22 protein-coding genes and 1 other RNA gene are annotated in these 25,551 nt (G+C 73.0%); 14 read left to right on the forward strand and 9 right to left on the reverse strand.

Annotated features, from left to right (window positions below; all coding sequences use genetic code 11):
• The first annotated feature begins 76 nt into the window (after positions 1 to 76).
• From AES38_RS16025 to rnpB, 4 genes are all read left to right on the forward strand, one after another.
• On the forward strand, positions 77 to 250 hold the full coding sequence (locus AES38_RS16025; RefSeq protein WP_167439747.1) for a hypothetical protein: 174 nt from the start codon (positions 77 to 79) through the stop codon (positions 248 to 250).
• A 46-nt stretch (positions 251 to 296) separates the two neighbouring features.
• Positions 297 to 1,124 carry a Nif3-like dinuclear metal center hexameric protein gene (locus tag AES38_RS07830; protein ID WP_157883517.1) on the forward strand — a complete coding sequence of 276 codons (828 nt, stop codon included), beginning with the start codon at positions 297 to 299 and terminating at the stop codon, positions 1,122 to 1,124.
• A gap of 76 nt (positions 1,125 to 1,200) precedes the next feature.
• Complete coding sequence (locus AES38_RS07835) at positions 1,201 to 1,935, forward strand: zinc ribbon domain-containing protein (RefSeq protein ID WP_053774496.1); 735 nt, start codon at positions 1,201 to 1,203, stop codon at positions 1,933 to 1,935.
• Between the two features lie 44 nt (positions 1,936 to 1,979).
• Positions 1,980 to 2,357: RNase P RNA component class A (gene rnpB, locus AES38_RS14510), an RNA gene on the forward strand.
• Positions 2,358 to 2,435: 78 nt separating this feature from the next.
• Here the strand turns inward: rnpB and ppgK are convergent.
• The gene (gene ppgK, locus AES38_RS07840; protein WP_053774497.1) at positions 2,436 to 3,257 is read right to left on the reverse strand and encodes a polyphosphate--glucose phosphotransferase; all 822 of its coding nucleotides are present in this window, start codon (positions 3,255 to 3,257) and stop codon (positions 2,436 to 2,438) included.
• A gap of 74 nt (positions 3,258 to 3,331) precedes the next feature.
• Between ppgK and AES38_RS07845 the strand changes: the two genes are divergently transcribed.
• Complete coding sequence (locus AES38_RS07845) at positions 3,332 to 3,514, forward strand: hypothetical protein (RefSeq protein WP_043669198.1); 183 nt, start codon at positions 3,332 to 3,334, stop codon at positions 3,512 to 3,514.
• Positions 3,515 to 3,523: 9 nt separating this feature from the next.
• On the opposite strand, the gene panB is transcribed toward AES38_RS07845, so the two are convergent.
• Positions 3,524 to 4,393, reverse strand: coding sequence for a 3-methyl-2-oxobutanoate hydroxymethyltransferase (panB, locus tag AES38_RS07850; protein ID WP_053774498.1), 870 nt, complete (start codon positions 4,391 to 4,393; stop codon positions 3,524 to 3,526).
• Between the two features lie 85 nt (positions 4,394 to 4,478).
• Between panB and glnA (AES38_RS07855) the strand changes: the two genes are divergently transcribed.
• Complete coding sequence (gene glnA / locus AES38_RS07855; protein ID WP_053774499.1) at positions 4,479 to 5,816, forward strand: type I glutamate--ammonia ligase; 1,338 nt, start codon at positions 4,479 to 4,481, stop codon at positions 5,814 to 5,816.
• A gap of 64 nt (positions 5,817 to 5,880) precedes the next feature.
• Positions 5,881 to 8,901, forward strand: coding sequence for a bifunctional [glutamine synthetase] adenylyltransferase/[glutamine synthetase]-adenylyl-L-tyrosine phosphorylase (locus AES38_RS07860; RefSeq protein WP_053774500.1), 3,021 nt, complete (start codon positions 5,881 to 5,883; stop codon positions 8,899 to 8,901).
• A gap of 116 nt (positions 8,902 to 9,017) precedes the next feature.
• Here the strand turns inward: AES38_RS07860 and glnA (AES38_RS07865) are convergent, their stop codons facing one another.
• Positions 9,018 to 10,442 (reverse strand): type I glutamate--ammonia ligase, encoded by a 1,425-nt coding sequence (gene glnA / locus AES38_RS07865; RefSeq protein ID WP_012298985.1) that lies wholly within the window; start codon positions 10,440 to 10,442, stop codon positions 9,018 to 9,020.
• A 192-nt stretch (positions 10,443 to 10,634) separates the two neighbouring features.
• On the opposite strand from glnA (AES38_RS07865), the gene AES38_RS07870 reads away from it, so the two are divergent.
• A complete protein-coding gene (locus AES38_RS07870; RefSeq protein WP_053774501.1) occupies positions 10,635 to 11,063 on the forward strand; it encodes an RDD family protein in 429 nt (142 codons plus the stop codon).
• 26 nt (positions 11,064 to 11,089) lie between these two features.
• On the opposite strand, the gene AES38_RS07875 is transcribed toward AES38_RS07870, so the two are convergent.
• The gene (locus AES38_RS07875; RefSeq protein WP_053774502.1) at positions 11,090 to 11,806 is read right to left on the reverse strand and encodes a J domain-containing protein; all 717 of its coding nucleotides are present in this window, start codon (positions 11,804 to 11,806) and stop codon (positions 11,090 to 11,092) included.
• A gap of 54 nt (positions 11,807 to 11,860) precedes the next feature.
• Positions 11,861 to 12,571 carry a DUF4191 domain-containing protein gene (locus AES38_RS07880; protein WP_053774503.1) on the reverse strand — a complete coding sequence of 237 codons (711 nt, stop codon included), beginning with the start codon at positions 12,569 to 12,571 and terminating at the stop codon, positions 11,861 to 11,863.
• Between the two features lie 356 nt (positions 12,572 to 12,927).
• Here AES38_RS07880 and AES38_RS07885 point away from each other — a divergent pair, with 356 nt between their 5' ends.
• On the forward strand, positions 12,928 to 14,472 hold the full coding sequence (locus AES38_RS07885; RefSeq protein ID WP_157883518.1) for a protein kinase: 1,545 nt from the start codon (positions 12,928 to 12,930) through the stop codon (positions 14,470 to 14,472).
• Between the two features lie 24 nt (positions 14,473 to 14,496).
• Here the strand turns inward: AES38_RS07885 and sucB are convergent, their stop codons facing one another.
• The 3 genes from sucB to AES38_RS07900 form a co-directional block, all read right to left on the reverse strand.
• Positions 14,497 to 15,936, reverse strand: a complete 1,440-nt coding sequence (gene sucB, locus AES38_RS07890; RefSeq protein WP_053774505.1) for a 2-oxoglutarate dehydrogenase, E2 component, dihydrolipoamide succinyltransferase — start codon at positions 15,934 to 15,936, stop codon at positions 14,497 to 14,499.
• A gap of 60 nt (positions 15,937 to 15,996) precedes the next feature.
• Complete coding sequence (gene lpdA, locus AES38_RS07895) at positions 15,997 to 17,370, reverse strand: dihydrolipoyl dehydrogenase (RefSeq protein ID WP_053774506.1); 1,374 nt, start codon at positions 17,368 to 17,370, stop codon at positions 15,997 to 15,999.
• A 91-nt stretch (positions 17,371 to 17,461) separates the two neighbouring features.
• Positions 17,462 to 18,970, reverse strand: a complete 1,509-nt coding sequence (locus AES38_RS07900; protein ID WP_053774507.1) for a leucyl aminopeptidase — start codon at positions 18,968 to 18,970, stop codon at positions 17,462 to 17,464.
• 161 nt (positions 18,971 to 19,131) lie between these two features.
• Here AES38_RS07900 and AES38_RS07905 point away from each other — a divergent pair, with 161 nt between their 5' ends.
• From AES38_RS07905 to AES38_RS07925, 5 genes are all read left to right on the forward strand, one after another.
• Complete coding sequence (locus AES38_RS07905) at positions 19,132 to 20,052, forward strand: proteasome assembly chaperone family protein (RefSeq protein WP_043669232.1); 921 nt, start codon at positions 19,132 to 19,134, stop codon at positions 20,050 to 20,052.
• A gap of 72 nt (positions 20,053 to 20,124) precedes the next feature.
• Complete coding sequence (locus AES38_RS07910; protein WP_053774508.1) at positions 20,125 to 21,447, forward strand: MFS transporter; 1,323 nt, start codon at positions 20,125 to 20,127, stop codon at positions 21,445 to 21,447.
• Between the two features lie 232 nt (positions 21,448 to 21,679).
• Complete coding sequence (locus tag AES38_RS07915; protein ID WP_053774509.1) at positions 21,680 to 23,155, forward strand: RNA polymerase sigma factor; 1,476 nt, start codon at positions 21,680 to 21,682, stop codon at positions 23,153 to 23,155.
• Between the two features lie 3 nt (positions 23,156 to 23,158).
• On the forward strand, positions 23,159 to 24,439 hold the full coding sequence (locus tag AES38_RS07920; RefSeq protein ID WP_053774510.1) for a MurT ligase domain-containing protein: 1,281 nt from the start codon (positions 23,159 to 23,161) through the stop codon (positions 24,437 to 24,439).
• Positions 24,436 to 25,170: a type 1 glutamine amidotransferase gene (locus AES38_RS07925; protein ID WP_053774511.1), complete on the forward strand. Its 735-nt coding sequence runs from the start codon at positions 24,436 to 24,438 to the stop codon at positions 25,168 to 25,170. Before AES38_RS07920 ends, AES38_RS07925 begins: the two co-directional genes overlap by 4 nt.
• 89 nt (positions 25,171 to 25,259) lie before the next feature.
• On the opposite strand, the gene AES38_RS07930 is transcribed toward AES38_RS07925, so the two are convergent.
• Positions 25,260 to 25,487, reverse strand: coding sequence for a DUF7455 domain-containing protein (locus tag AES38_RS07930; protein ID WP_043669247.1), 228 nt, complete (start codon positions 25,485 to 25,487; stop codon positions 25,260 to 25,262).
• Positions 25,488 to 25,551: the final 64 nt, after the last annotated feature.

Consider the following 25,551-nt stretch of genomic DNA (forward strand, 5'->3'; position numbering starts at 1 on the left):
CGCGGCGGGGACCGCGGGGGAGTCCGTCCACGCATCCGTTCGCGTACTCACGGTGGGTTGGCGCTACTGTGCACTCATGAGCCCCGAGAAGGTCGAGGACGCGGCCTCCTGGTCCGTGGTCGACGCCGCGACCCACGGGTCGAGCACCCATCCCGGATCCGCCCAGCGCGCGCTCTGGCCCCTCGACCCGCTCGTCCCGACCCGGGGCGCCGCATCGGACGACGACGAGGCGCGTCGCGGTCGACGCTGACCCGCGGGCGCCGGGACGGCGCCACCCCTTCGTTACGATGGGCGACGTGACATCCACCCTCGCCGACGCCGTCCGAGCCGTCGAGGGCGCGTGGCCCCCCGCCGGCGCATCCGACTGGGATGCCTCCGGCCTCGTCAGCGGCGATCCGCGTCGTCCCGTGCGGCGGATCCACCTGGCCGTCGACGCGGTGCGCGCGACCGTGGACGAGGCGGTCGAGGCCGACGCCGACCTGCTGCTGGTGCACCACCCGCTGCTCCTGCGCGGCGTGACGACCATCGCCGAGACCGGCTGCAAGGGCGCGCTCCTCGCCGACCTCGTGCGCGCCGACTGCGCGCTGTACGCCGCGCACACCACCGCCGACGTCGTGGAGGACGGCACGTCCGGCCGGCTCGCAGCCCTGCTCGGCCTGCTCCCCGAGACGCTCCGCCCCCTCGAGCCCGCGGAGGGCGGCGTCCGCGGCATCGGCCGGGTCGGCGACCTGCCCGCGCCCACCACCTTGGGCCGACTGGCCGGCGAGCTCGCGCGGATCCTCCCGCCCACGGCCACGGGGATCCGCGCCGCCGGCGCCTACGACGCGCCGATCACCCGCGTCGCGCTGTGCGGCGGCGCTGGCGACTCGCTCCTCGGCGCCCCCGAGGTGCAGGCGGCCGACGTCTACATCACCTCCGACCTCCGGCACCACCCGGCGAGCGAGGCCCGCGAGGCCGCCGTGCAGCGCGGGGGCGGACCCTGCCTCATCGACACGTCGCACTGGGCCAGCGAGTGGCTCTGGCTCGACGCCGCCGCGGACACGCTGCGCCAGGCGCTGCCGGACGTCGAGGTGACCGTGAGCGACATCCGCACCGACCCCTGGGACTTCGTCGTCACCCAGTGACGACCCGCGGCCCGAGCCGCACCCGCACCACCGGCAGGCGCGCCCGCCGCACCCGCCGCACCACGAGAGGGAGAGCATGAAAGCCGATCCGAGCATCCAGAAGGAGCTCCTCGACCTGCAGGAGATCGACACCCGGCTCACGCACCTGAAGCGCCAGCTCGCGCAGCTCCCGCAGCTGGCGCGGATCGACGCCCTCCAGCGCGAGATGGAGCTCGTCCGCCGTCGGCTCGGCGAGCGGACCGGCGTCGTCGAGGACGCGCAGACGGAGCTCGCGCGCATCGAGTCCGACGTCGCCGTGGTCCAGGCGCGCATGGACCGCGACCGCTCCCGCATCGAGGCCGGCGGCAGCCCGAAGGACGTGCAGGCCCTCGAGCGCGAGCTCGAGTCGCTCCTGCGCCGCCGGGACACGCTCGAGGAGGTCGAGCTCGAGGTGATGCAGCGCCTCGAGGAGGCGCAGGCCGCGCAGGCGGAGGTGGTCGTCGAGCGCGACGCGCTGGCCGACCGACTCGCCGCGGTCGAGGCCGAGCGCGACGCCGCGGCCGTCGAGCTGCGCGTGCAGGCCGAGCAGGCGCAGAAGGACCGCGACGCGCTCGCGCCCCGGTTCCCCGAGGACCTCCTCGCGCTCTACGAGAAGCAGCGCGCCCGCTACGGCGTCGGCGCGGCCATGCTGCACCGCGGCATCTCCCTCGGCAGCAACATCGCCCTGCACCAGAGCGACCTCGACGCGCTCCGCAAGCGCGCCCCCGACGACGTGGTCATCGACCCCGAGAGCAACGCGATCCTCGTGCGCACGGACGAGTCCGGCCTCTGACGCGGCGGCCGCCGCCGCGGCTGCCCTAGACTCGTCCCCGCGGATGGGTCGGCAAGACGGTCGCGCCGCGGTGGATCCTCCGGGAGACGCCGCGTCGAGGAACGTCCGGGCTCCGCAGAGCAGGGCGGTGGGTAACACCCACCCGGGGTGACCCGCGAGACAGTGCAACAGAGAGCAGACCGCCCGTCGCGCGAGCGGCGGGTGAGGGTGAAACGGCGGTGTAAGAGACCACCAGCGGCCCGAGTGATCGGGTCGGCTATGCAAACCTCGCCCGGAGCAAGGTCGAACAGGGGACGCACAGGCTGCTCGTCCAGTCCCCGGGTAGACCGCTGGAGGGCTGCGGTGACGCAGCTCCGAGATAGATGGCCGTCCATGGTGCCTCGGCACCGGGACAGAACCCGGCGTATCAGCCGGCCCATCCGCGCCACGCACCACGGACGGAAGCGGCCGGGTCCCCCAGGGGATCCGGCCGCTTCCGCGTGCGAGGCGCGTGACGCGCGTCAGTCCTCGGGCTTCGTCTTGTCGACGAGGTCGGAGGCGGGGGCGTGCGTGCTCGCGCCCACCGCGTGCGCGGCGAGGGCCGCGGCGCCCATGATGCCCGCGTTGTTGCGCAGCTCCGCCGGCACGATGGGCGTGCGGAGGCGCAGGAGCGGCAGGAAGTGCTTGTGGTTCTTGGAGACGCCGCCGCCGACGATGAACAGCTCCGGCCACATCAGCTTCTCGAGCTGGCCGTAGTACACCTGCAGCCGCGCGGCCCAGCGCTTCCAGTTGAGGTGCGCGCGCTCCTTGGCGGCGTACGAGGCGCGGCGCTCGAAGTCACGGCGCCCGGCGACGTCCATGTGGCCGAGCTCGGCGTTCGGGATGAGGACGCCGTCGTGGATGAGGGCGGTGCCGATGCCCGTGCCGAGCGTCGTCATGATCACGAGGCCGCGCACGTCCTTGGCGGCGCCGTAGCGGGCCTCGGCGTAGCCGGCCGCGTCCGCGTCGTTGACGAACGTGATCTCGAGGCCGAGCCGCTCCTCGAACAGCTTCTCGGCCTCCAGGCCGATCCACGTGGGGGAGACGTTCGCGGCCGACATGGTCGTGCCGTGCACGATCGCGGCCGGGAAGCACACGCCGAGCGGCGTGCCCGCGGGCACGTCGCCGAGGGCGTCGATGATCTGCTCGACGGTCGCCACGATGTCCTCGGGCTCGCCGCCCTGCGGCGTGGGCAGCTTCACGCGCTCGCTCCGCAGCTCGCCGGTCGTCACGTCGACGATGGCGCCCTTGATCCCGGTCCCGCCGATGTCGATGCCGATTGCGGTCGTCGCGTCGTCGCTCATGGAAGCGACCCTACCGGCTCGTCCGGCCCGTCCCGGCCCGCGCACGCGGCGCGGACGGGCCTAGCATCGGCTGCATGAGCGACACCGACGAGCAGTACTGGTACGACGACCGCACGGGCGAGGTGGAGAAGGGGATGCTGTCCCCGGCGGCCCACCGGATCGGCCCGTTCGCGACCGCGGAGGAGGCGGCCCGTGCGCCGCAGCGGCTGCGCGAGCGCGCCGAGCAGTGGGCCGCGGAGGAGCGCGGCGACGACTGACCTCGCGGGTCAGTCGGAGTAGCTCTCCGCCTCGGCCGGGAACGCGCCCGAGACCACGTCGTCCCGGTAGCGGGTCGCGGCGTCCAGGAGCACCTGGCGCATGTCCGCGTAGCGGCGCACGAATCGCGGCACGCGTCCCGACGTGAGGCCGGCGAAGTCGGTCCACACGAGGATCTGCCCGTCGGTGCCGTTCCCCGCGCCGATCCCGATCGTCGGGATCCGCAGCTCCTCGGTCACCCGGCGCGCGACGTCCTGCGGCACCATCTCGAGCACCACGGCGAACGCCCCGGCGTCCTGGACGGCGCGCGCGTCGGCGAGGAGCGCGTCGGCGGCGTCGCCGCGGCCCTGGATGATGTGGCCGCCCAGTCCGTGCTCGCTCTGCGGCGTGAACCCGATGTGGCCCATCACGGGGATGCCGGAGGAGACGACGCGGCGGATCTGCTCGGCGCTGCGGACGCCGCCCTCGAGCTTCACGGCGTGCGCGCGCGACTCCTTCATGAAGCGCACCGCGGTGGCGAGCGCCTGGTCGGGGCCGGACTCGTAGGACCCGAAGGGCAGGTCCGCGACGACGAGCGCGCGCCGGGCGGACGAGGCGACGGCTCGGGCGAGCGGGATCAGCTCGTCGACCGTCACGGGCACGGTGGTGTCGTAGCCGAGCACGGTGTTCCCGGCGGAGTCGCCGACGAGGAGGAAGTCGATGCCGGCCTCGTCGAAGATGCCGGCGGTCAGCATGTCGTAGCTCGTGAGCCCGGTGATCCGGAGCCCCTCGTCCTTGGCCCGGGAGAAGTGGCGGATGCGCACGCGCTTCGGCGGCGCGGCGGGGTCCGACGGGAGGCGGGCGGGTTCGGGCGGGGTGACGGCAGCGTCGGGGCTCTGCATGTGACGGAGTCTACGGCGGGCCCCGCGTCGGCTCGGTCCGGCCCCTGGTCAGCCGGTAGGTTGGACTCCGACGAGAGGGTGGTGGATGGACAAGCAGCGTGACTTCGTCCTGCGGACGATCGAGGAGCGCGGGATCAAGTTCGTGCGCCTGTGGTTCACCGACGTGACCGGCACGCTGAAGTCGGTGGCGATCGCCCCGGCCGAGGTCGAGGGGGCGTTCGCCGAGGGGCTCGGGTTCGACGGCTCGGCCATCGAGGGCCTCACCCGCTCGTACGAGGCCGACATGCTGGCGCACCCGGATCCGACGACGTTCCAGATCCTCCCGTGGCGCGGCGAGATCGACCCGACCGCGCGCATGTTCTGCGACATCTCCACGCCCGACGGGCAGCCGGCCATCGCGGATCCCCGCAACGTCCTGAAGCGCACGCTGGAGAAGGCGGCCGACCGCGGCTTCACCTTCTACACGCACCCCGAGATCGAGTTCTACCTCCTCAAGTCGAGCGAGTTCGGCGTCGACGGACCCGAGCCGGTGGACGCGGCGGGCTACTTCGACAACGTCCCCGGCGGCACGGCGCACGACTTCCGCCGCCGCTCGGTGCGCATGCTCGAGGACCTCGGCATCTCCGTCGAGTTCAGCCACCACGAGGCGGGGCCCGGCCAGAACGAGATCGACCTGCGCTACGCGGACGCCCTCACCACCGCGGACAACATCATGACCTTCCGCACGGTCATCAAGGAGGTGGCCATCGAGCAGGGCGTCTACGCGACGTTCATGCCGAAGCCCCTCGCGGCGCAGCCCGGCAGCGGCATGCACACGCACATGTCGCTGTTCGAGGGCGACGTCAACGCGTTCTACGCGTCCGGCGCCGAGTACCAGCTCTCCACGATCGGCCGCCAGTTCATCGCGGGCCTGCTCAAGCACGCGCCCGAGATCACGGCCGTCACGAACCAGTTCGTGAACAGCTACAAGCGGCTCTGGGGCGGCGGCGAGGCCCCCAGCTTCGTCACGTGGGGGCACAACAACCGGTCCGCCCTCGTGCGCGTGCCCCTCTACAAGCCCAACAAGGGCAACAGCTCGCGCGTCGAGTACCGCGCCATCGACTCGGCGGCGAACCCGTACCTGTCCTTCTCGCTCATGCTGGCCGCGGGCCTCAAGGGCATCGAGGAGGGCTACGAGCTCCCGGCCGAGGCCGAGGACAACGTGTGGAGCCTGAGCGACGCCGAGCGACGCGCCCTCGGGTATGCGCCGCTGCCGTCGAGCCTCGACCACGCCATCCAGCTCATGGAGCGCTCCGAGCTCGTCGCCGAGACGCTGGGGGAGCAGGTGTTCAACTACGTGCTGCTCAACAAGCGGCAGGAGTGGCGCGACTACCGCGCCCAGGTGACGCCGTACGAGCTGCGCTCCAACCTCGAGATGCTCTGACGCGGATCACCGTCCCGCCCACCCGCATCCGCACCGACATCCGACGACGAGGCCGGAGACCCCGATGAGACGCGGTCAGACCCTGATCGGCGCCCTGGCGCGCGCCGGCTTCGCGCGCCTGAGCGAGGTCGGCGCGACGCTGGCGGAGGCGGCGGAGCTCGCGGGCTGGCCCGAGTCCGACCTCGTGGACGCGCTCACGCCGAGCGCGGACCCCGACGCCGCGCTCGACGCGCTCGTGCAGCTGCTGCGGATCGACCCCGCGCGGACGCGCGCCGTCCTCGCCGACGACGATGCGCGCCACCGGCTGGCGCGGGTGCTGGGCTCCTCGCACGGGCTCGCCGACTTCCTGACCCGCCATCCGGCCGAGCTCGACGCGTTCGCCCGAGCGCTCGGTCACGCCCCCGCTCCCGACGACGTGCGGGAGCAGCTCCTCGACGCCGTCGGCGCGTTGGACGGGGTGGCTGCCCTCACGGGCACGGAGGCCCGCGCGGCGCTCCGGATCCGGTATCGCGCGCTCGTCGCGCGCGTCGCCGCGTGGGACCTGGTTCACCCCGATCCGCTCGTCGCCGTGCGCCCCGTCACCGCGTCCCTCGCCGACCTCGCGGGGGCGGCGCTCGAGGCGTCCCTGGCCGTCGCGCGGGCCGAGCTCTCGGCCGCGGGCACCTTCGGCCGCGCGCGACCCGAGGAGATCCGGGCCACCCGGCTCGCCGTCATCGGCATGGGCAAGGCCGGGGCCCGCGAGCTCAACTACGTCAGCGACGTCGACGTGATCTTCGTCGCGGAGGCCGCGACCGACGCCGCGGGCGAGCCGCTCATCGAGCCCCACCGCGCCGTCGAGCTCGCCACGCGCCTCGCCGTCCTCACCATGCGCGGAATCGACGAGCACGAGGTCGAGCCGGCGCTGTGGGAGGTCGACGCCAACCTCCGGCCCGAGGGCAAGGCGGGCGCGCTGGTCCGCACGCTCGACTCCCACCTCGCGTACTACGACCGCTGGGCGAAGGACTGGGAGTTCCAGGCCCTGCTCAAGGCCCGTCCGCTCGCCGGCGACGTCGAGCTGGGGGAGCGGTACGCCGAGGCCGTCGCGCCGCTCGTGTGGTCGAGCGCGTCGCGCGAGGGGTTCGTGGGCCAGGTGCAGCGCATGCGCACGCGCGTCACGGACAACATCCCCGCCGACCAGCTCCACCAGCAGATCAAGCTCGGCCCGGGCGGGATCCGCGACATCGAGTTCACCGTGCAGCTCCTCCAGCTCGTGCACGGCCAGACCGACGAGGAGGTGCGGCACCGCGGCACGCTGCCCGCGCTGATCGCCCTGGCCGACGGCGGCTACATCGGCCGCACCGAGGCGGGGGACTTCGCGCGCGACTACCGGTACCTGCGCCTCCTCGAGCACCGCCTCCAGCTCGACCGGCTGCACCGGACGCACCTCATGCCCACGGACGAGGAGCGGCTGCGGGTCCTCGCGCGCAGCACGGGCCTCGACGGCAGGGCCGAGGAGCTCACCGCGCGCTGGACGGCGACGAAGACGCGCGTGCGCACCCTGCACGAACGGCTCTTCTACCGGCCGCTCCTCGCCGCCGTCGCCTCGCTCCCGGAGGAGACCCTCGCGCTCACGAGCGACCAGGCCGCCGCCCGCCTGTCCGCCATCGGCTTCGTCGACGCGCGGGGCGCGCTCGCGCACATCCGGGCGCTGACCCAGGGCGTCTCGCGCAGCTCCGCGATCCAGCGCCACCTGCTCCCGGTCCTCCTGCAGTGGTTCGCGGACGGCCCGGATCCCGACCACGGCCTGCTCGCGTTCCGCCGCCTCAGCGAGGCGCTGGGGGAGGCGACCTGGTTCCTCCGCATGCTGCGCGACTCGTCCGGCGCGGCGCAGCGGCTGGCGCAGGTGCTGTCGGGATCCCGGTACGTCTCGGAGCTCCTCGATCGCGTCCCCGAGGCCGCTGCCTGGCTCGCCCGTGACGAGGACCTCCGGCCGCGCACGTGGGCGGCGCTCGAGGAGGAGGCCGTCGCGACGGTCAACCGCCATCCCACGGCGGACGCCGCGGCCGCCGCGCTCCGCACGCTCCGCCGGCGCGAGATCCTCCGGCTCGCCATCGGGGCCATCGTCGGCGTCACGCACGTGGAGACGCTCGGGCCGTCGCTCGCGGACATCACGACGGCGACGCTGCGGGGCGTGATGCGCGCCATCCGTCGCGAGGACGGGCCCTGGCCCGAGTTCGCCGTCGTCGCGATGGGCCGCTACGGCGGCGCCGAGCTGGGCTTCGGATCCGACGCCGACGTCATGCACGTGTACCGACCGATCGCCGGAATGGACCCGGAGCTCGCCCAGCGTCGGGCCCAGCTCATCGTCTCCGAGCTCACGCGGCTCACCGAGGACTCGCGCCTCCCGCTCGACCTCGACACGGGGCTCCGGCCCGAGGGACGGAACGGTCCCGTCGTCCGCTCGTTCGCCTCCTACCGCGCCTACTACGAGCGCTGGTCGCTCACGTGGGAGGCGCAGGCCCTGCTCCGCGCACGCGGCGTCGTCGGCGACAGCGGGCTCATCGCCGACTTCACGGAGCTGGCCGACCGCTTCCGGTACCCGGCCGGCATCGGCGAGGCCGACGTGCGCGAGATCAAGCGCATCAAGGCGCGCGTCGAGAACGAGCGGCTGCCGCAGGGCGCGGATCCGACCCGGCACCTGAAGCTCGGCCGCGGATCGCTCAGCGACGTCGAGTGGCTCGTGCAGCTGATCCAGCTGCGGCACGCCCACGCGCATGCCGCCCTGCGCACGCCGACGACCCTGGGCGCCCTGGACGCCGCCGTCGCAGCCGGGCTCGTGGACGAGGAGGACGCGGCCCGGCTCCGGGACGCCTGGCTGCTGGCGTCCCGCGTGCGCTCGGCCATGACGCTGTGGACCAACCGCACGGCCGACGTGCTGCCCGCCGACCGCGCCGCGCTCGACGCCATCGCCCGGCTGCTGGAGTACCCGCCCGGCTCGGCATCGGTGCTCGAGGAGGAGTACCTGGGCGTGACGCGGCGGTCGCGCGCCGTCTTCGAGCGGCTCTTCTACGGCCTGGACGACCGGCCGGAGCCGCGCGGCGCCTGATCCGTCCGGAGCACGGGCCCGGGTCACCGCATCCGTCCCCGCGCACGACGACGGGCCGCCCTCCCGGAGGAGGACGGCCCGTGCGTCACGCGCCCCGATGAGGAGCGCCGGCGGGATCAGACGCCGTAGTACAGCTCGAACTCGAACGGGTGCGGGCGCTGCGCGAGGGGCTTGATCTCCATCTCGCGCTTGTACTCGATCCACGTCTCGATGAGGTCGGGCGTGAACACGTTGCCCGCGGTGAGGAACTCGTGGTCCGCCTCGAGCGCCTCGAGCGCGGCTCCGAGCGACGCGGGCACCTGCGGGATGTTCTTGGCCTCCTCGGGCGGGAGCTCGTAGAGGTCCTTGTCGACGGGCTCGTGCGGCTCGATGCGGTTCTTGATGCCGTCGATGCCGGCCATGAGCTGCGCGGCGAACGCGAGGTACGGGTTGCTCGACGCGTCGGGCGCGCGGAACTCGATGCGCTTCGCCTTCGGGTTCGTGCCCGTGATCGGGATGCGGATCGAGGCCGAGCGGTTGCCCGCCGAGTAGACGAGGTTCACGGGCGCCTCGAAGCCGGGCACGAGGCGGTGGTAGGAGTTCACCGTCGGGTTCGTGAAGGCGAGGATCGCCGGAGCGTGCTTGAGGATGCCGCCGATGTACCAGCGCGCGACGTCCGACAGGCCGCCGTAGCCGGCCTCGTCGTAGAACAGCGGCTTGCCGTCGTTCCAGAGCGACTGGTGCGTGTGCATGCCCGAGCCGTTGTCGCCGAAGAGCGGCTTCGGCATGAACGTGGCCGTCTTGCCCCACTGCTCCGCCGTGTTCTTGACGATGTACTTGAACTTCAGGATGTCGTCCGCCGCGTGCACCATCGTGTCGAAGCGGTAGTTGATCTCGGCCTGTCCGCCCGTGCCCACCTCGTGGTGCGCGCGCTCGAGGATGAGGCCGGCGTCGATCAGCTTGAGGCTGATGTCGTCACGCAGGTCGGCCTGCTTGTCGACCGGGCTGACGGGGAAGTAGCCGCCCTTGTACGGCGTCTTGTTGCCGAGGTTGCCGCCCTCCTCCTCGCGTCCCGAGTTCCAGGCGCCCTCCTCGGAGTCGACCGAGTAGAAGCTCGTGTGCTGGTTCACCTCGTAGCGGACGTCGTCGAAGATGTAGAACTCGGCCTCGGGCGCGAAGAACGCGGTGTCGGCGATGCCGGACGCGGCGAGGAACTTCTCGGCCTTCTTGGCCACCTGGCGCGGGTCGCGGGCGTAGATCTCGCCGTTGCGGGGGTTGTAGATGTCGAACACCATGATGAGGGTGCGCTCGATGCGGAACGGGTCGATGTACGCCGTCGTCACGTCGGGGATGAGCTGCATGTCCGACTCGTGGATGCTCGCGAAGCCGCGGATGGACGAGCCGTCGAACAGCTGGCCGACGGAGAAGAACTCCTCGTCGACGGTGGACGCGGGGATGTTGAAGTGCTGCTGCACCCCGGGCAGGTCGGTGAACCGGATATCGAGGAACTTGACGTCGGTGTCCTTGATGAACGCGAGCACCTCGGATGAGTCTCTGAACATGTGGTGTCTCCAAAAGGGGGCCGGAGCGGATGAGACTGACGGTTTCAGCCTCTCCGACCCTAGGGGGAAGGGGTTACCTCGCCATAACCGCCGTGTTTCCGCGATGTTACGCAGCCTCGCCCGGGCGCGTCGGGGACCGCTCCCATGCCCGCGGATCAGGGCTCCCACCGGCCTCGCGCCTAGGATCGGGAGGTGCCCGCGACTCCCACGACCCCCGACCTCGGCGACCCCGGCCGCAACCGATGGCCGGGGGAGCGGCTCGGCCTCCCGGAGCGCGGTCGCGGCTCGGTGGCCCGGGCCGGCCGGCGCATCGTCGGGATCTGCATCGACTGGGGCCTCGCGGTCCTCGTCTCGTGGGCCTTCTTCGCGTACGACCCGACGGCGACCCTCGTGATCTTCGCGGTCATGCAGTACGTCCTCGTCGTCACCCTGGGCGGCAGCGTCGGGCACGTCGTGCTCGGCATGCGCGTCCGGCCCCTCGGGGGCGGCTACGTGTCGCTCTGGCGGCCCGCCCTGCGCACCGTGCTCATCTGCCTCGTCGTGCCCGCGGTCGTGTGGAACGCCGACCAGCGCGGGCTCCACGACGTGTTCTCCGGCACGGTGCTCGTCCGCACGTCCTGACGGCCGACGCGTGCCCGCGGAGCGGGTCAGCCGGGCTCGCACCCCAGGTAGACGAGCTCCGGGTCCACGCCGCCGAGCACCACGCGAGCGGGCGAGCCGGCACGGACCGCGCCGAGCTCGCGGCTCTCGGTCTCCCGGCCGTCATCCGACCTCCCCGTCGTCACCTCGAAGCGGGCGAGGGCAGCGCTGCAGTCCTCCGGGGCCGTCATGTCCAGCAGCGTGCAGTTGCTCGCGTCCACGCACTCGCTCGCGCGCGACGCGGGATCCCGCACCTGGACGATGCTCGCCCCCTGCGTCAGGTCCGCGCCGATGGTGGTGAACTGCGCGCGGGTCGAGTCCTGGAAGGTGACCAGCACCACTAGGACCCCCGCGAGCGCGCACACCGCGGCGATGGACGGGCCCAGGCCGCGGCGGGCGAGCTCACGTCGGGATCGGCCGTAGGGGTGGCGGCGCTCGGTCGGGGCTGCGGGTCGCGCGGGCGGCGTCGACGAGGGGGCAGGCCGTCCCTCCCGGGTGTCCCCGCCGACGCGCTCGGCCCCGACGCGCTGACGGAGGTGCAGCGCGTCGCGAGCGAGCGTCAGCTGGACGAACCGCTCGTGCGCGACGCGGAGCTGCTGCGGCGTCGCGCCGGGGAGGCGATCCGGGTGCGTGTCCCGTGCGTGCCGCGCATACGCCCGGTTGACGGCCGTGCGATCGGCGTCCACGTCGACGCCCAGCAGCGCCGCGGCGAGGACCCGATCCATGCGCTCAGTCTGCGCCGGGGACCGGGCCCGCGCAAACGCCCGTCGGCCGGGGGATCAGCGTGCGCGCGACGGACGCACCTTGAAGGGGTCGACGCCCTTCGGGATCGGCATGCTGTTCTGGCCGAGCGAGGTGAGCCGGTTGTTGACGGCAAGGACCTCGGCCTTGGTGATGGTGCGGGGGAAGCGCTGCAGGCGGCCCGCGAGCTTGTGCAGCTCGACGGAGTCCGCGTCCGGTCCGACGAACACGAAGTGGACCGGGACGTTGGGGAGGACGCGGGCGATCTTGCGGCGCTCGTCCTCGAGCATGCGCGTGGTCCGGCTCTTCGGTCCCTCGCCGATGAGCGCGACGCCCGGACGCCCCACCGCCCGGTAGACGGCGTCCTGCGACTTGCCGTTGACGGCGACGGGCATCTCGCTGCCCACCCATCCGCGCTTCAGGGAGCTGCGTAGCACGACGCCGACGGCTCCCGGCTGGCCCTTGATCTGGAGGTACGCCGCACGCTCGGCCTTGCGCCCGAGGACGATGAGGAAGGCGAGCACGCCCGCGAACAGGCCGGCGATCACGAAGAGGATGCCGGTGAGCCAGTTGCCGCCCGTGGCGAACACCGCCAGCAGGACGCCGACGACGAGGGGGCCGAGCAGCGCCAGGAGCATCCACCAGACGGAGCTCTTGTCGTACCGCCGGGTCATCTGGAAGACCTGCCACATCTGCTTGATGCGGCCGGGTTCCTTGGGCGCCTTCGGAGAGGCTGTCTTGCGGGCCATGGTGCTCAGGATACCGGTGCGCGACGCGCTCCCGGAACGGCGCCGAGCGGGACGGGCCCGGATGGCTGCCCGCAGCCACCCCTCGTCCCTCACAGGAGCGCTCATCCGCGTCGATGCCACGCATGCGCGCCCGGTGGGCCCCGTCCAGCCACCCGCACGGCACCCTCGCCCGCGGGACCGCACCTCCCCTGCGTGGTGGTGGCGAGTGCGGCGGTCCACGGAGGAGAGGGCGAGAGGCGATGCGCGACGGACGGGCTCGGAGGGGTGGCGGAGGGTCGTCCTCCGGGCGGCGGCGGGGCGAACCCGCTGCCGTGGACGACGGGGGCGGGGTCGCCGAGCGGGGGTCGCGTGGCCCCGTGCGACGGCGGAGCAGGGGTGCCCCGTCGGAGGGCGCTCCGCTCGTCGCGGGCTACCGCCTCATCCGGCTGGTGGGGACCGGCAGGTCCTGCGCGGTGCACCTCGGCCGGCCGGAGCGCGCCGCGGATCCCGGGCCGGCGGCGAACGTGGCCGTCAAGATCGTGCCGGCGACCGACCTCAGTCGCGGGGAGGCGGAGGTGGCGGCGCTGCAGTCCGTCGTGTCGGAGCACGTGGTCGCCCTGCTGGACGTGGCGACGCTCGCGGACGGGAGCCTGTGCGTCGTCCAGTCGCTGGGTGCCCGCGGCACCGCCGCGGCCTTCGTCGCACGGCGGGGGAGCCTGACGCCCGGCGAGACCGTGACCCTCGTCGTGTCCGTGCTCCGCGGTCTGGGCGACCTGCACGAGGCCGGGCTCGCCCACGGCGCCCTCGACCTGACCCACGTGGTCATCGACGCGTCGGGACGCCCGTTGCTCGGGGGCCTCGGATCCTCGCGCCCGCTCTCCGTCGGCGCCGCGGGTGCGGACCCGGGCCACGGCGATCCCCTGCAGCAGGACCTGACGAGGGTGTCGAGGATCGTCGACGCCCTCCGCGACCCCCTCGACGCCCGCGGCGCGGTGTCGCACGCCAGGTGGGACGCGTGGCTCGAGCTGCTCGACTCCGTCATCCACGGCGAGTCCGACCTCACAGCGCACGACCTGGCGGATCGGCTCCTCGACGTGGCCGACGCCGCACCCCTGGCGGACGCGGTCGGAGGACAGCGCGTCGAGGACGTCGACGTCCGCGACGCGGGCACCGCGCACACCGCGAGCACCGCCGAGCGTCCGCGCGGGACGGGAGGGACGGGCGTGCGGCCTCGCGGCGCCGCGAGGCCGACCGGCCCCGGGGCGCGTCGGCACCGGGCGCTTCGGGAATCGCCGCCACGACGGGCTGCCCTGCGGGCGATCGCGCTGCGCCGGTCGATGCGGCGCGAGCTCGGCGCGGTCCGTCCACGGGTGTGGGCGATGGGGGCCTCGGCGCTCCTGCTGCTCGTCGTCGGCGGGGTCGGGCTGCCCCTGTTGACGGACGCCGCGCACGGCGAGGGCGCCGGGACCACGACGACGACACCGCCGGACCCCGCATCGACAGAGGCACCGAGCGCGCCTCCGTCCTCCGTCCCGGACACGACGGACGCGGACTCCGCCGCGGCATCCGACCCGGATCCCGACCTGGCGGCACCGGCGCTGCTCCGGATGAGGGCGGCGTGCCTCCGACAGGCGGATCCGGCCTGCGTGAGCACCGTCGACGAGGCGGGCTCGGCGCTGGAGGACGCCGACCGGACGACGATCGTGGCGGGCGATCGCGACCGCCTGGACGACGGCGCGCTCCATGCCACGGACCTGCTGGCACCGGCGCGACGGATGGGGGACGGCGCGATCGTGGAGCTGCGCCCGGGGCCTGCAGCGGGAGCCGACGCGCAGGGAGGCCCCGGACGCCGAACGGCCTCCCTCCTGATGGTCAGGGGGGAGGCCGGGTGGCGGATCAGGGACCTGATGGACGACCGGTGAGGGCCGTCGATCCGGTTCCGGGGATCAGATGCCCAGGTCGGCGTCGAAGGCGCCGGCCTCGAGGCGGTTCTTCACGGCCACGAGGAAGCGGGACGCGTCGGCGCCGTCGACGATCCGGTGGTCGTAGGACAGCGCGAGGTACACGGTCGACCGGATGGCGATGGTGTCCTGGCCGTCCGCCGTGATGACCACGGGGCGCTTGGTGACGATGCCCGTGCCCAGGATCGCCGACTGCGGCAGGAACACGACGGGCGTGTCGAACAGCGCGCCTCGGGACCCCGTGTTGGTGAGCGTGAAGGTGCCACCGGCCAGCTCGTCGGGGGACAGCTTGTTGTCCCGCGTGCGCGCGGCGAGGTCGGCGATCTCCGACGCGAACTGGGCGAGGTTCTTGCCCTCCGCGTTCTTCACCACGGGGGTGAGGAGGCCGCGCTCCGTGTCGACCGCGATGCTGATGTTCTCGTGGTCGGGGTAGACGATGCTGTCGCCGTCGACCGTCGCGTTGACGACCGGGTAGGCCTTGAGCGCCTCGGCGGCGGCCAGCGCGAAGAACGGCAGGAACGAGAGCTTCACGCCGGTCTTCTCGAGGAAGTCGCCCTTCACGCGGTCGCGGAAGCGCGCCACCTTCGTGACGTCCACCTCGACCACCGAGGTGAGCTGCGCGGTGGACTGCATCGACACCACGGCGCGGTCCGCGATGAGCTTCCGCATGCGCGACATCTTGGCGGTGGTGCCACGGAGCGGCGACGTCTCCAGCGGTGCGGCCACGGGGGCGGCAGCAGCGGCCGTGGGAGCGGACTTCGCGGACGCGGCGGCCTCCGCAGCGGCGAGGACGTCCTCCTTGCGGATGCGTCCCCCCACACCGGTGCCGGTCACGGAGCTGATGTCGACGCCGCGCTCGTTGGCGAGCTTGCGCACCAGCGGCGTGACGTAGCCGGCGTTGCCGGACGCGGCGGGAGCCGGCGCGGCGGCAGGAGCTGCGGCGACCGGGGCGGGCGTCGCAGGTGCCGGGGCTGCGGGAGCGGGTGCCGGGGCCTCCGCGGGGGCGGGCGCCTCCTGGGCGGCGGCGGGCGCGGGCTCGGGCTCGACGGGCGCGGGCGCCTGGGAGTCGTCGTCCGCCTCGGTGGACGGCGTGACCTGGTCGTCGACGGCCTCCTCGGCCGGCTCCTCCTGCTGCTCGGGCTCGGCCTGCGCCGCGGGCTCCTCGGCGGGCGCGTCGCCGCCGCCCGAGCCGTCGCCGATGCGGACGAGGACGGCGCCGACCTCGACGGTCTCGTCCTCCTGGACGAGGATCTCCTCGATCACGCCCGCCACGGGGGAGGGGATCTCGGTGTCGACCTTGTCGGTCGACACCTCGAGCAGGGGCTCGTCGACCTCGACGTGGTCGCCGACGTTCTTGAGCCAGCGGGTCACCGTGCCCTCGGTGACGCTCTCGCCGAGTGCGGGGAGGTTGACGGATTCGCTCATGGGGTTGTCTCCTTCAGGCCCGACTCCGGACCCGGCTTGTGTGTCGGTGTTGGCAGGGTGCTACAGGGCGTGCAGAGGGGTACCGGCGAGGGCCAGGTGGGCCTCCCCGAGCGCCTCGTTCTGAGTGGGGTGGGCGTGCACCAGGTTGGCGACGTCCTCGGGGTAGGCCTCCCAGTTCACGATGAGCTGGCCCTCGCCGATGAGCTCGCCGACGCGCGCGCCGATCATGTGGATGCCGACGACCGGGCCGTCCTGCACCCGGACGACCTTGACGGAGCCGGCCGTGCCGATGATCGAGCTCTTGCCGTTGCCGCCGAGGTTGTACTCGTAGCTGGAGACCTTGTCGGCGCCGAACTTCTCGACGGCCTTGGCCTCGCTGTAGCCGACGCTCGCGACCTCGGGGTCGGAGTAGGTGACCTTGGGGATGTTGATGTCGTCGACGACGACGGGCTTGTTGCCCGCGATCTCCTCGGCGACGAAGATGCCCTGCTGGAAGCCGCGGTGCGCGAGCTGCAGGCCGGGGACGATGTCGCCGACGGCGTAGACGCCGGGGACGCTGGTCTGGAGGCGCTCGTCCGTCAGGACGAAGCCGCGGTCGGTCTTCACGCCGGCCTCCTCGAAGCCGAGGCCCTGGGTAGCGGGGCCGCGGCCGACGGCGACGAGCAGGATGTCCGCGTCGAAGGCGGTGCCGTCATCGAGGGTGACCTGCACGCCCTGGTCGTCCTGCGTGACCGACTTGAAGCGCACGCCGAGCGAGAACGCGATGCCGCGCTTGCGGAAGGCGCGCTCGAACTGCTTGCTGATCGACTCCTCCTCGTTGGGGACGAGGTGCGGGAGGGCCTCGATGATCTGCACGTCGACGCCGAACGAGCGCCAGACGGAGGCGAACTCCACGCCGATGACGCCGCCGCCGAGGATGGCGACCTTCTTGGGGATGTAGTCGAGCTCGAGGGCCTGCTCGCTCGTGATGACGCGGCCGCCGATCTCGAGGCCGGGGAGGGTGCGCGAGTAGGAGCCCGTCGCGAGCACGATGCTCTTCCCCGTGATGGTCTGGTCGCCGACCTGCACGATGGTGCCGGAGGTCAGGCGGCCCTCGCCCTCGATCACGGTGATGCCGCGGGCCTTGATGAGGCCCTGGAGGCCCTTGTACTTGCTGGCGACGATGGCCTCGCGGTACGCCGTGACGCGCGCGATGTCCACCCCGTCGAACGTGACGTTGACGCCGTACTTCTCCGACTCCCGCGAGACGTCGGCCACCTCGGCCGAGTGCAGGAGGGCCTTGGTGGGGATGCAGCCGCGGTGGAGGCACGTGCCGCCCAGCTTGCCCTTCTCCACGAGGCCCACGGTCTTGCCCAGCTGCACCGCTCGGAGGGCGGCCGCGTAGCCACCGCTCCCGCCGCCGAGCACCACCACGTCAAAGTTCTGTTCCGACACCCAGGATCTCCCTCGTATGCATCAAGGTCGTCTCATGCGACCGCCCGACCGGGCAGGCGCGGGACCCCCTCAGGAGGCCTATCCGAGCCTACTACGCGCGTGAAAACCCGGCAGCCAGGGCCAGGAGCGTGCGCACCGCGACGCCGGTCGGGCCCTTCCCGGTGAAGCCGTGCCCGCCCGCCTTGTTGTGCGACGGGCCGGCGATGTCGATGTGCGCCCACGGGATGCGCGGGGCGTCCTCGGCGTCGCTCGTCCGGCCGACGAACTCCTTGAGGAACACGCCGGCGACGAGCATGCCCCCCGCGGGGTTGCCCGGCTTGACGTTCGCGATGTCGGCGACGTCCGAGTTGAGCAGCGCGCGCATCTCCTCGGGCAGCGGCATGCCCCACATGCTCTCGCCCTGCTCGCGGGCCGCGTCGAGGAGGCGCGCCACGAGCGCGTCCTCGCCCATGACCGCGGAGTACCGCTCTCCGAGCGCGACGACCTGGGCTCCCGTGAGCGTCGCGATGTCGACGATGGCGTCGGGGTGCTCCTCGCTCGCGGCGACGATGCCGTCGGCCATGACCAGGCGGCCCTCGGCGTCGGTGTTGAGCACCTCCACCGTCGTGCCGCCGCGCATGCGCAGGACGTCGTCGGGGCGGATGGCGGAGCCGGACGGCATGTTCTCGGCGATGCAGAGCCACGCCGTCAGCCGCACGGGCAGCTGCAGGCGCGCGGCCGCGACGACGACCTCGAGGATCGTGGCGGCGCCGGTCATGTCGTACTTCATGCCGATCATGGGGACGGCGGGCTTCAGGGAGATGCCGCCGGTGTCGTAGGTGATGCCCTTGCCGACGAGCGCGAGGTGGCGCGTGGCGCCGGCGGGGGAGTACGCGACCTTCACGAGGCGGGGCGGGCGGGTGGATCCCTGGCCGACGCCCAGGATGCCGCCGAAGCCGTCGGCCGCGAGCGCCTCCTCGTCCCACACGCGGACGTCGATCGGCAGCCCCGACGCGCGCGCCTCGACGGCGTCGACGAAGGTCGCGGGGTAGAGGTCGAGGGGCGGGGTGTTGACGAGGTCCTTGGTGCCGGCCACGGCGTCGGCGACGGCGACGGCGCGCGCCACGGCCTCGTCCGCGTCCTCCGCGGTCCACGAGGTGCCCTGCGCCGCCACGACGATCGCGGAGGCGCGCGGCTTCTGGCCGGCGAGGGAGTCGTGGCGGTAGGAGTCGAAGGCGTAGACGCCGAGCGCCGCCCCCTCGAGCACCGCGGTGAGCTCCTCGAGCGACGTGACGGGGACCGCGACCGCGACCCGCTCCACGCCGCGCAGCTGGCGGGTGGCGGAGCCGACGGCGTAGCGGAGCGCGACCGCGTCGAGCGGGGCGGACCCGACGCCGACGAGCGCGATCGCGCGGGCCGACGTGCCGGTGGCCGCCACGCGGACGACCTCGTCGCGCGCGCCCGTGACGCCGAGCGCCGGCAGGCCCGCCTCGTCGAGCTCCAGCCCGTCCGGCAGGTGCAGCCGGACGCCCTCCTTCTCGCTGGAGACGGCGACGACGAGGACGTCGGCCTCGATGTCGACGGCGCGGTCGGGGGACACGGAGAGGAGGGGAGTGGTCATGGGCGACGAGCCTATCGACGCGGGACGACAGGGGGCCGCGTCCGCGCCGAGGCGGAGCCCGGGCCGCCGCGCGGGAAGGCGGGCGCGCGTGTTCGCTCTCGGCGGCACGGACCGGCCGCCCTCCGCGAGGGGCCGTCGGAGGCGCGGCCTAGAGTGGATCCATGGCTGACGCGGACGGACTGTACGAGATCGACACCGACATCGGCGAGGTCCCCACCGGCCTGCCCCTGGTCGCCGGGCTCACCGGGTTCTCGGACGCCGGATCCGGCGTCTCGCAGGTCAGCGAGTACCTGCTGAGCACGCTGAGCCACCGCGACGTCCTCCGCTTCGACACCGACACGCTGCTCGACTACCGCGCCCGCCGTCCCACCATCTACTTCGACCAGGACCACCTCGCGGACTACCGTCCCGCGCGCCTCGCCCTCTACCTCGCCCACGACGAGATCGGCCAGCCGTTCCTCCTCCTCACGGGCTTCGAGCCGGACTTCCGGTGGGAGGCCTTCACCGCCGCGGTCATCGGCATCGTCGAGCGCTACCGCATCTCGACGACGACGTGGGTGCACAGCATCCCCATGCCCGTGCCGCACACGCGCGACATCAACGTCACGGTGAGCGGGAACCGCACGGAGCTCATCGACGCGCTGAGCGTGTGGAAGCCGCACACGCAGGTCCCCGCGAACGCGCTCCACCTGGTGGAGCACCGCCTGCACGACGCCGGGCACCCCGTGGCCGGGTTCGTCCTGCTGGTGCCGCACTACCTGGCAGACACGGAGTTCCCGCTCGCCGCGGTCGCGGCGCTCGAGAGCATCAGCGCCGCCACGGGGCTGATCTTCCCCACCGACCGCCTCCGCGAGGAGGGTCGCGACTTCGTCGGGCGCATCGACGAGCAGGTCGCCGGCAACCAGGAGCTGGCGCGTCTCGTCACCACGCTCGAGGAGCGCTACGACAGCTACATGGAGGACACGCCGCTCAAGTCGCCGCTGACCGACGAGGACGGTGCCCTGCCGACGGCCGACGAGATCGCCGCCGAGCTGGAGAAGTTCCTCGCACGTCGTCGCCCCGGCGACGGCGACGCGGCCTGACGATCCGGGCTCCATCCGCACTCCCGGCGAGGCCGTCGGCGAGGTGATCCGGGCGTCGGTATCCTCGTCCCGATGACCACCCGCCGCGCCCGCATCGTCCTCGGCGTCGCGATGGCGGCGTACCTCTCCTCGGTCCTCCAGCGCGGGTCCCTCGGGATCGCCTCGGTCGAGGCGGGCGAGCGCTTCCACGCATCCGCCTCCCTCCTCTCGACCCTCGCGGTCACGCAGCTCGTCGTCTACGCGGCGCTGCAGGTGCCGGTGGGCGTGCTCATCGACCGGGTCGGCCCGCGTGCGCTCCTCGCGAGCGGCGCCCTGCTCATGGTGACCGGCCAGGTCACCCTCGCCCTCTCCACGTCCCTCGAGGTGGCGGTGCTCGGCCGCATGCTGGTCGGCGCGGGCGACGCCATGACCTTCGTCTCGGGCCTGCGCCTCATCAACTCCTGGTTCTCGGGCCCCCGGGTCCCCGTGATCTCCCAGTGGTTCGCGAACGTCGGGCAGCTCGGCCAGGTGCTCTCGGCCATCCCCCTGTCGATCGTGCTGCACACCGCCGGATGGACACCGGCCTTCCTCGGCTCGGCCTCCGTGGCCGTCGTCGCGCTGATCGCGGTCCTCGTCGCGGTGCGCGACCGGCCGACCGGCGACGCCCCGCCGCCGCGCGTCCCCTGGGGTGACTCGATGCGCGAGCTCGGCCGGAGCCTCCGTCGACCCGGCACGCAGCTGGGGTTCTGGTCGCACTTCGTGACGCAGTCCTCCGGCGTCGTGTTCAGCCTCCTCTGGGGCTTCCCGTTCCTCGTCGGCGCGCTGGGCTACAGCCCCGCTCTCGCGAGCGGCCTCCTCATCGTCATCGTGGCGGCGGGCATGGTCGTCGGGCCGGTAATCGGGATCCTCACGGGCCGCTTCCCCTTCCGCCGCTCCAACCTCGTGCTCGGGATCGTCGTCATGATGGGCATCGCATGGGGGGTGCTGCTCCTCTGGCCCGGGGTGCCGCCGCTGCCCGTGGTGGTCCTCGTCGTGGTCGCGATCGGCATCGGCGGCCCCGGCTCCCAGGTGGGGCTGGACTTCGCGCGCACCTTCAACCCGCCGCGGAGCCTCGGGGCGGCGTCCGGGATCGTGAACGTGGCCGGCTTCACCGCGAGCTTCACGATGATGCTGCTCATCGGCATCGCCCTCGACGTGCAGGACGGGATCCGCGTGGCGGGGGGAGAGCCGAGCGACCTCTACTCCCTCGACTCCTTCCGGCTCGCGTTCGCCGTGCAGTACCTCGTGGTCGGAGCCGGGGCGGTCATGCTCGTGCGCACCAGGCGACGCACCCGGCGCGCGCTGGCGGACGAGGGAATACGCGTGGGGCCCCTCTGGGTTGCCTACCTCGACCGGCGTCGACGCCTCCGCGCGTGACGTCGGCCCGCCGGTGGGCGGCGATGGCTCGTCGGCGCGCCCATCCGTGCAATAATCAGATACGGACCCGTTCATGTCCCGCATCTCGCACCGCCCCGGTGGTGCACGATCCGCGGACTTGACATGGGTCCTAGCAATGTCCGAAAACAACCCCGACCCACCTCCGGCAGGTCACCCCGCAGCAGCACCGCGGAGCGCACGACCGGTCGTCGTGGGGACGAAAGGTGTTCGCATGGCCACCCCCTCCACCCCGTCCGCCACCCTGGACGCGGCCGCCGCGACCGGCACGGCCGACGACGCCGCGACGGGGGAGGCGAAGGCACCCGCGAAGCGCGCGCCCGCCCGCACCTCCGCGGCCGCGAAGACCGCCGCCACGAAGGCCCCCGCGGCCAAGACCACCACCGCGAAGGCGCCGACCAAGGCCGCCGCCGCCAAGGCCGCAGCCGCGGAGGCCGCCCCCGCCGAGTCGGAGGCGCCCGCGAAGGCACCCACCGCCCGAGCCAAGGCCGCCGCCGCGAAGAAGGCCGCTGCCGCATCCGGTGAGCCCGCGCCCGCTAAGGCGCCCCGCAAGGCCGCCGCGAAGAAGACCGACACGGCCGACGGCCCCGGAGACGCGTCCGAGGAGGACGCCGAGGAGGTCGTCGTCCCGGTCGCAGACGACGACACCGAGGACGAGGTCGTCGAGGACGGCGCCCCGAAGCCGCCCGTCGTGCTCGAGCCGCTCCCCACCGGCGCCATGGTGCTGTCGAACAAGGAGGAGGACGAGGACGTCCCCGTCTACTCGACGACCATCACGGGCGCCACGGCCGATCCGGTCAAGGACTACCTCAAGCAGATCGGCAAGGTCGCGCTGCTCAACGCCGCGGAGGAGGTCGAGCTCGCCATGCGCATCGAGGCGGGCCTCTTCGCCGAGGACAAGCTGGCGAACACGCCCGGCATCTCCCGCGAGCTGGAGCGCGAGCTCCGCTGGGTCGCGCGCGACGGCCAGCGCGCGAAGAGCCACCTGCTCGGCGCCAACCTCCGCCTCGTGGTCAGCCTCGCCAAGCGCTACACGGGTCGTGGCATGCAGTTCCTCGACCTGATCCAGGAGGGCAACCTCGGCCTCATCCGCGCGGTCGAGAAGTTCGACTACACCAAGGGCTTCAAGTTCTCCACGTACGCGACCTGGTGGATCCGCCAGGCCATCACGCGCGCCATGGCCGACCAGGCCCGCACCATCCGCATCCCGGTGCACATGGTCGAGGTCATCAACAAGCTCGCGCGCGTCCAGCGCCAGATGCTCCAGGACCTCGGCCGCGAGCCCACGCCCGAGGAGCTCTCGCGCGAGCTGGACATGACGCCCGAGAAGGTCATCGAGGTCCAGAAGTACGGCCGCGAGCCCATCTCGCTGCACACGCCCCTCGGTGAGGACGGCGACAGCGAGTTCGGCGACCTCATCGAGGACACCGAGGCGGTCGTCCCGGCCGACGCCGTGGGCTTCACCATGCTGCAGAAGCAGCTGGAGTCGCTCCTCGACTCCCTCTCCGAGCGCGAGGCGGGCGTCATCCGCATGCGCTTCGGCCTCGGCGACGGCATGCCGAAGACGCTCGACCAGATCGGCGACACGTTCGGCGTCACGCGTGAGCGGATCCGCCAGATCGAGTCGAAGACCATGGCCAAGCTCCGCCACCCGTCGCGCTCGCAGTCGCTGCGCGACTACCTCGAGTAGGCCGTGCCCCTGCGCCTCGCCGTCGCCGCGGGACGGGCCGCCCGCTGGGCCGCCCGTCTCCGCGGCGGCGGTTCCGCCGTGCCCGGCGTCGTCGCCCTCCGCCTCGAGCCCCGCTTCCTCGAGCGGACGATCGCCGACCTGCCGCACGGCGTGGTGGCCGTCACCGGCTCCAACGGCAAGTCGACGACCACCCACATGCTCACCGCGGTCCTCCGCGCCCACGGGCTCCGCGTGTTCACCAACCCCTCCGGCGGGAACCTGCCGCAGGGCATCGCGTCCGCCGTGCTCGCCGACGCGGACGCGTCCGGTCGGCTCGACGCGGACGTCGCCGTGCTCGAGGTCGACGAGGCCTACGGCGTCGCGCTCTCCGCGCTCCTGACGCCGCGCACCGTGCTGCTGCTCAACATCCAGATCGACCAGCTCAACCGCTTCCACGAGCCGGACCGGGTCGTCGGGATGCTCGAGCGGATCGCCGCCACCGCGACCGAGGCGGTCGTCGCCAACCGCGACGACGCGCACGTGAACGCCATCGCCGCGCAGACCGCGCAGGCCGGTCGCGCCGCCGTCGACTGGTTCGGCGTCTCCGAGGGCCTGCTCGGCGACAGCAAGCACGGGCTCGCGTCCGCGCCCCGGTTCGGGTCGGAGGCGCCCGACCTCGTGCAGGTCCCCGCCGACGTCGAGGCCGTGGCGCTCACCGGGCGGGACGCCGTGTTCCGGCTCGCCTCCGGCGACGTGTCCGCGAGCCTGCCGTCACGCGGACTGCACTACGCGGTCGACGCGGCCGGCGCGCTCGCCACCGCGCGCCGCGTGCTCGGCGACCGGTTCGACCCGGCACTCGGCGCCCAGGGGCTCGGCTCCGTCGCCGCCGTGTACGGGCGCGGCGAGATGCTGCGCTCGGGCGACGAGGACATCGAGATCATCATGATGAAGAACCCGGCGAGCCTGCAGATGAACCTGGACGCGCTGGGCGACCCGCCCGAGCAGGTCCTGCTCGCCGTCGACGACGGGACCCCGGACCCGTCGTGGATCTACGACACCGACCTGACCACCCTCACCCACGCTGACGTCGTCTCCGGCACCAAGGGCTACCAGCTCGCCGTGCGCTTCGGATACGAGGGGCTCGAGGTCGGCCGGGTCGAGCCCGACCTGCGCCGCGCCGTGCAGGCGTTCCTCGCGATGGAGAAGCCGTCCCGCGGGGTCAAGACCATGATCGTCAACTACGAGCAGATGATGGCGATCCGCCGCATCCTCGGCTACACGGACCTCGAGGGAGGAGCCGCGTGAGCGACGCCCTGCGCATCCTGCACCTCTACCCCGAGGAGCTCGGCATCAACGGCGACCGCGGCAACGTGACCGTGCTCGTCGAGCGGGCCCGCATCCGCGGCATCCGCACGGACGTCGTCCGCCATGCGCCGGGCGGCGGAGACCCGGGCGAGGCCGACCTGGTCGTCGTCGGATCCGGTCCGCTCACCGCCCAACGCGCCGTGCTGCCCGACCTCGTCTCGCACGCTCGCCACCTGGTCGCGCTCCGGGAGTCGGGCGTCCCGCTGCTCGCGGTGGGCGGCGGGCTCCAGCTGATGGGGGAGTCCGTGCGGCTCGTCGACGGCGGCGAGCTCGTGGGCGCGGGCGTCCTGCCCGTGCGCACCACGCTCACCGCCGAGCGGCGCGTGGGCGACCTCGTGCTCGACACCCCCGAGGGCGAGCTCGTGGGCTACGAGAACCACGGATCCACCCTCGACATCGGCGAGGCCCTGCCCCTCGGCACCGTGCGCGCCGGCTTCGGCAACGGCGGCCAGGGCGGCGGGGAGGGCGTGCGCGTCGGCGCCTCGATCGGCACGCACCTCGGCGGTCCCGTCCTCGCCCTCAACCCGCGGCTCGCCGACGAGCTGCTCGCCGCGGCCCTCGAGCGTCACGGCCGGGAGCTGCCCGTCGACATCTCGGGCACGCTCGACCGGCTCGACGGCTGGGCTCGCGAGGCCCGGGCGACCGTCATGGCGCGGCCCGCGCACTACTAGTCGCTCGGCCCCGCCGCATACGACAGAAGGGCGCATCCCCGTGGGGATGCGCCCTTCTGCGTGCGTCGGACGGACCGACGCGGACGATGCTAGGAGCGCTCGTCGAGCAGGCGGCTCGACTCGTCGTGCCAGCTCGTGGCGATGGCCGACAGCTTCTCCTGGTACTTCTTGCCGTGGTGGGCGCAGAAGAGGAGCTCGGAGCTGTTGACCTCGACTCGGATGTAGGCCTGCGCCCCGCAGCTGTCGCAGCGGTCGTTGGCGGTGAGCTGGTGGTCGTCGAGCTCGTCGACGGGACGCTCGGTCGCGGTCGGTGTCATGTGATGCTCCCCTCCGGGTCGGGTCGTGTGTCGAGCCGAATGCGTCAAGTAGACCACGTGCTCC

The sequence above is a fragment of the Clavibacter capsici genome, assembly GCF_001280205.1.
Taxonomy (GTDB): Bacteria; Actinomycetota; Actinomycetes; order Actinomycetales; family Microbacteriaceae; genus Clavibacter; species Clavibacter capsici.

Bases quoted from the DNA above. Each gene is read 5' to 3' on its own strand.
- AES38_RS07900 (WP_053774507.1), bottom strand. From the start codon at position 18,970: ATGACCACTCCCCTCCTCTCCGTGTCCCCCGACCGCGCCGTCGACATC.
- AES38_RS07930 (WP_043669247.1), bottom strand. From the start codon at position 25,487: ATGACACCGACCGCGACCGAGCGTCCCGTCGACGAGCTCGACGACCAC.
- ppgK (WP_053774497.1), bottom strand. From the start codon at position 3,257: ATGAGCGACGACGCGACGACCGCAATCGGCATCGACATCGGCGGGACC.
- AES38_RS07910 (WP_053774508.1), top strand. From the start codon at position 20,125: ATGACCACCCGCCGCGCCCGCATCGTCCTCGGCGTCGCGATGGCGGCG.
- AES38_RS16025 (WP_167439747.1), top strand. From the start codon at position 77: ATGAGCCCCGAGAAGGTCGAGGACGCGGCCTCCTGGTCCGTGGTCGAC.
- AES38_RS07860 (WP_053774500.1), top strand. From the start codon at position 5,881: ATGAGACGCGGTCAGACCCTGATCGGCGCCCTGGCGCGCGCCGGCTTC.
- AES38_RS07875 (WP_053774502.1), bottom strand. From the start codon at position 11,806: ATGGATCGGGTCCTCGCCGCGGCGCTGCTGGGCGTCGACGTGGACGCC.
- sucB (WP_053774505.1), bottom strand. From the start codon at position 15,936: ATGAGCGAATCCGTCAACCTCCCCGCACTCGGCGAGAGCGTCACCGAG.
- AES38_RS07845 (WP_043669198.1), top strand. From the start codon at position 3,332: ATGAGCGACACCGACGAGCAGTACTGGTACGACGACCGCACGGGCGAG.
- glnA (WP_012298985.1), bottom strand. From the start codon at position 10,442: ATGTTCAGAGACTCATCCGAGGTGCTCGCGTTCATCAAGGACACCGAC.
- glnA (WP_053774499.1), top strand. From the start codon at position 4,479: ATGGACAAGCAGCGTGACTTCGTCCTGCGGACGATCGAGGAGCGCGGG.
- AES38_RS07905 (WP_043669232.1), top strand. From the start codon at position 19,132: ATGGCTGACGCGGACGGACTGTACGAGATCGACACCGACATCGGCGAG.
- AES38_RS07880 (WP_053774503.1), bottom strand. From the start codon at position 12,571: ATGGCCCGCAAGACAGCCTCTCCGAAGGCGCCCAAGGAACCCGGCCGC.
- AES38_RS07835 (WP_053774496.1), top strand. From the start codon at position 1,201: ATGAAAGCCGATCCGAGCATCCAGAAGGAGCTCCTCGACCTGCAGGAG.
- panB (WP_053774498.1), bottom strand. From the start codon at position 4,393: ATGCAGAGCCCCGACGCTGCCGTCACCCCGCCCGAACCCGCCCGCCTC.
- AES38_RS07915 (WP_053774509.1), top strand. From the start codon at position 21,680: ATGGCCACCCCCTCCACCCCGTCCGCCACCCTGGACGCGGCCGCCGCG.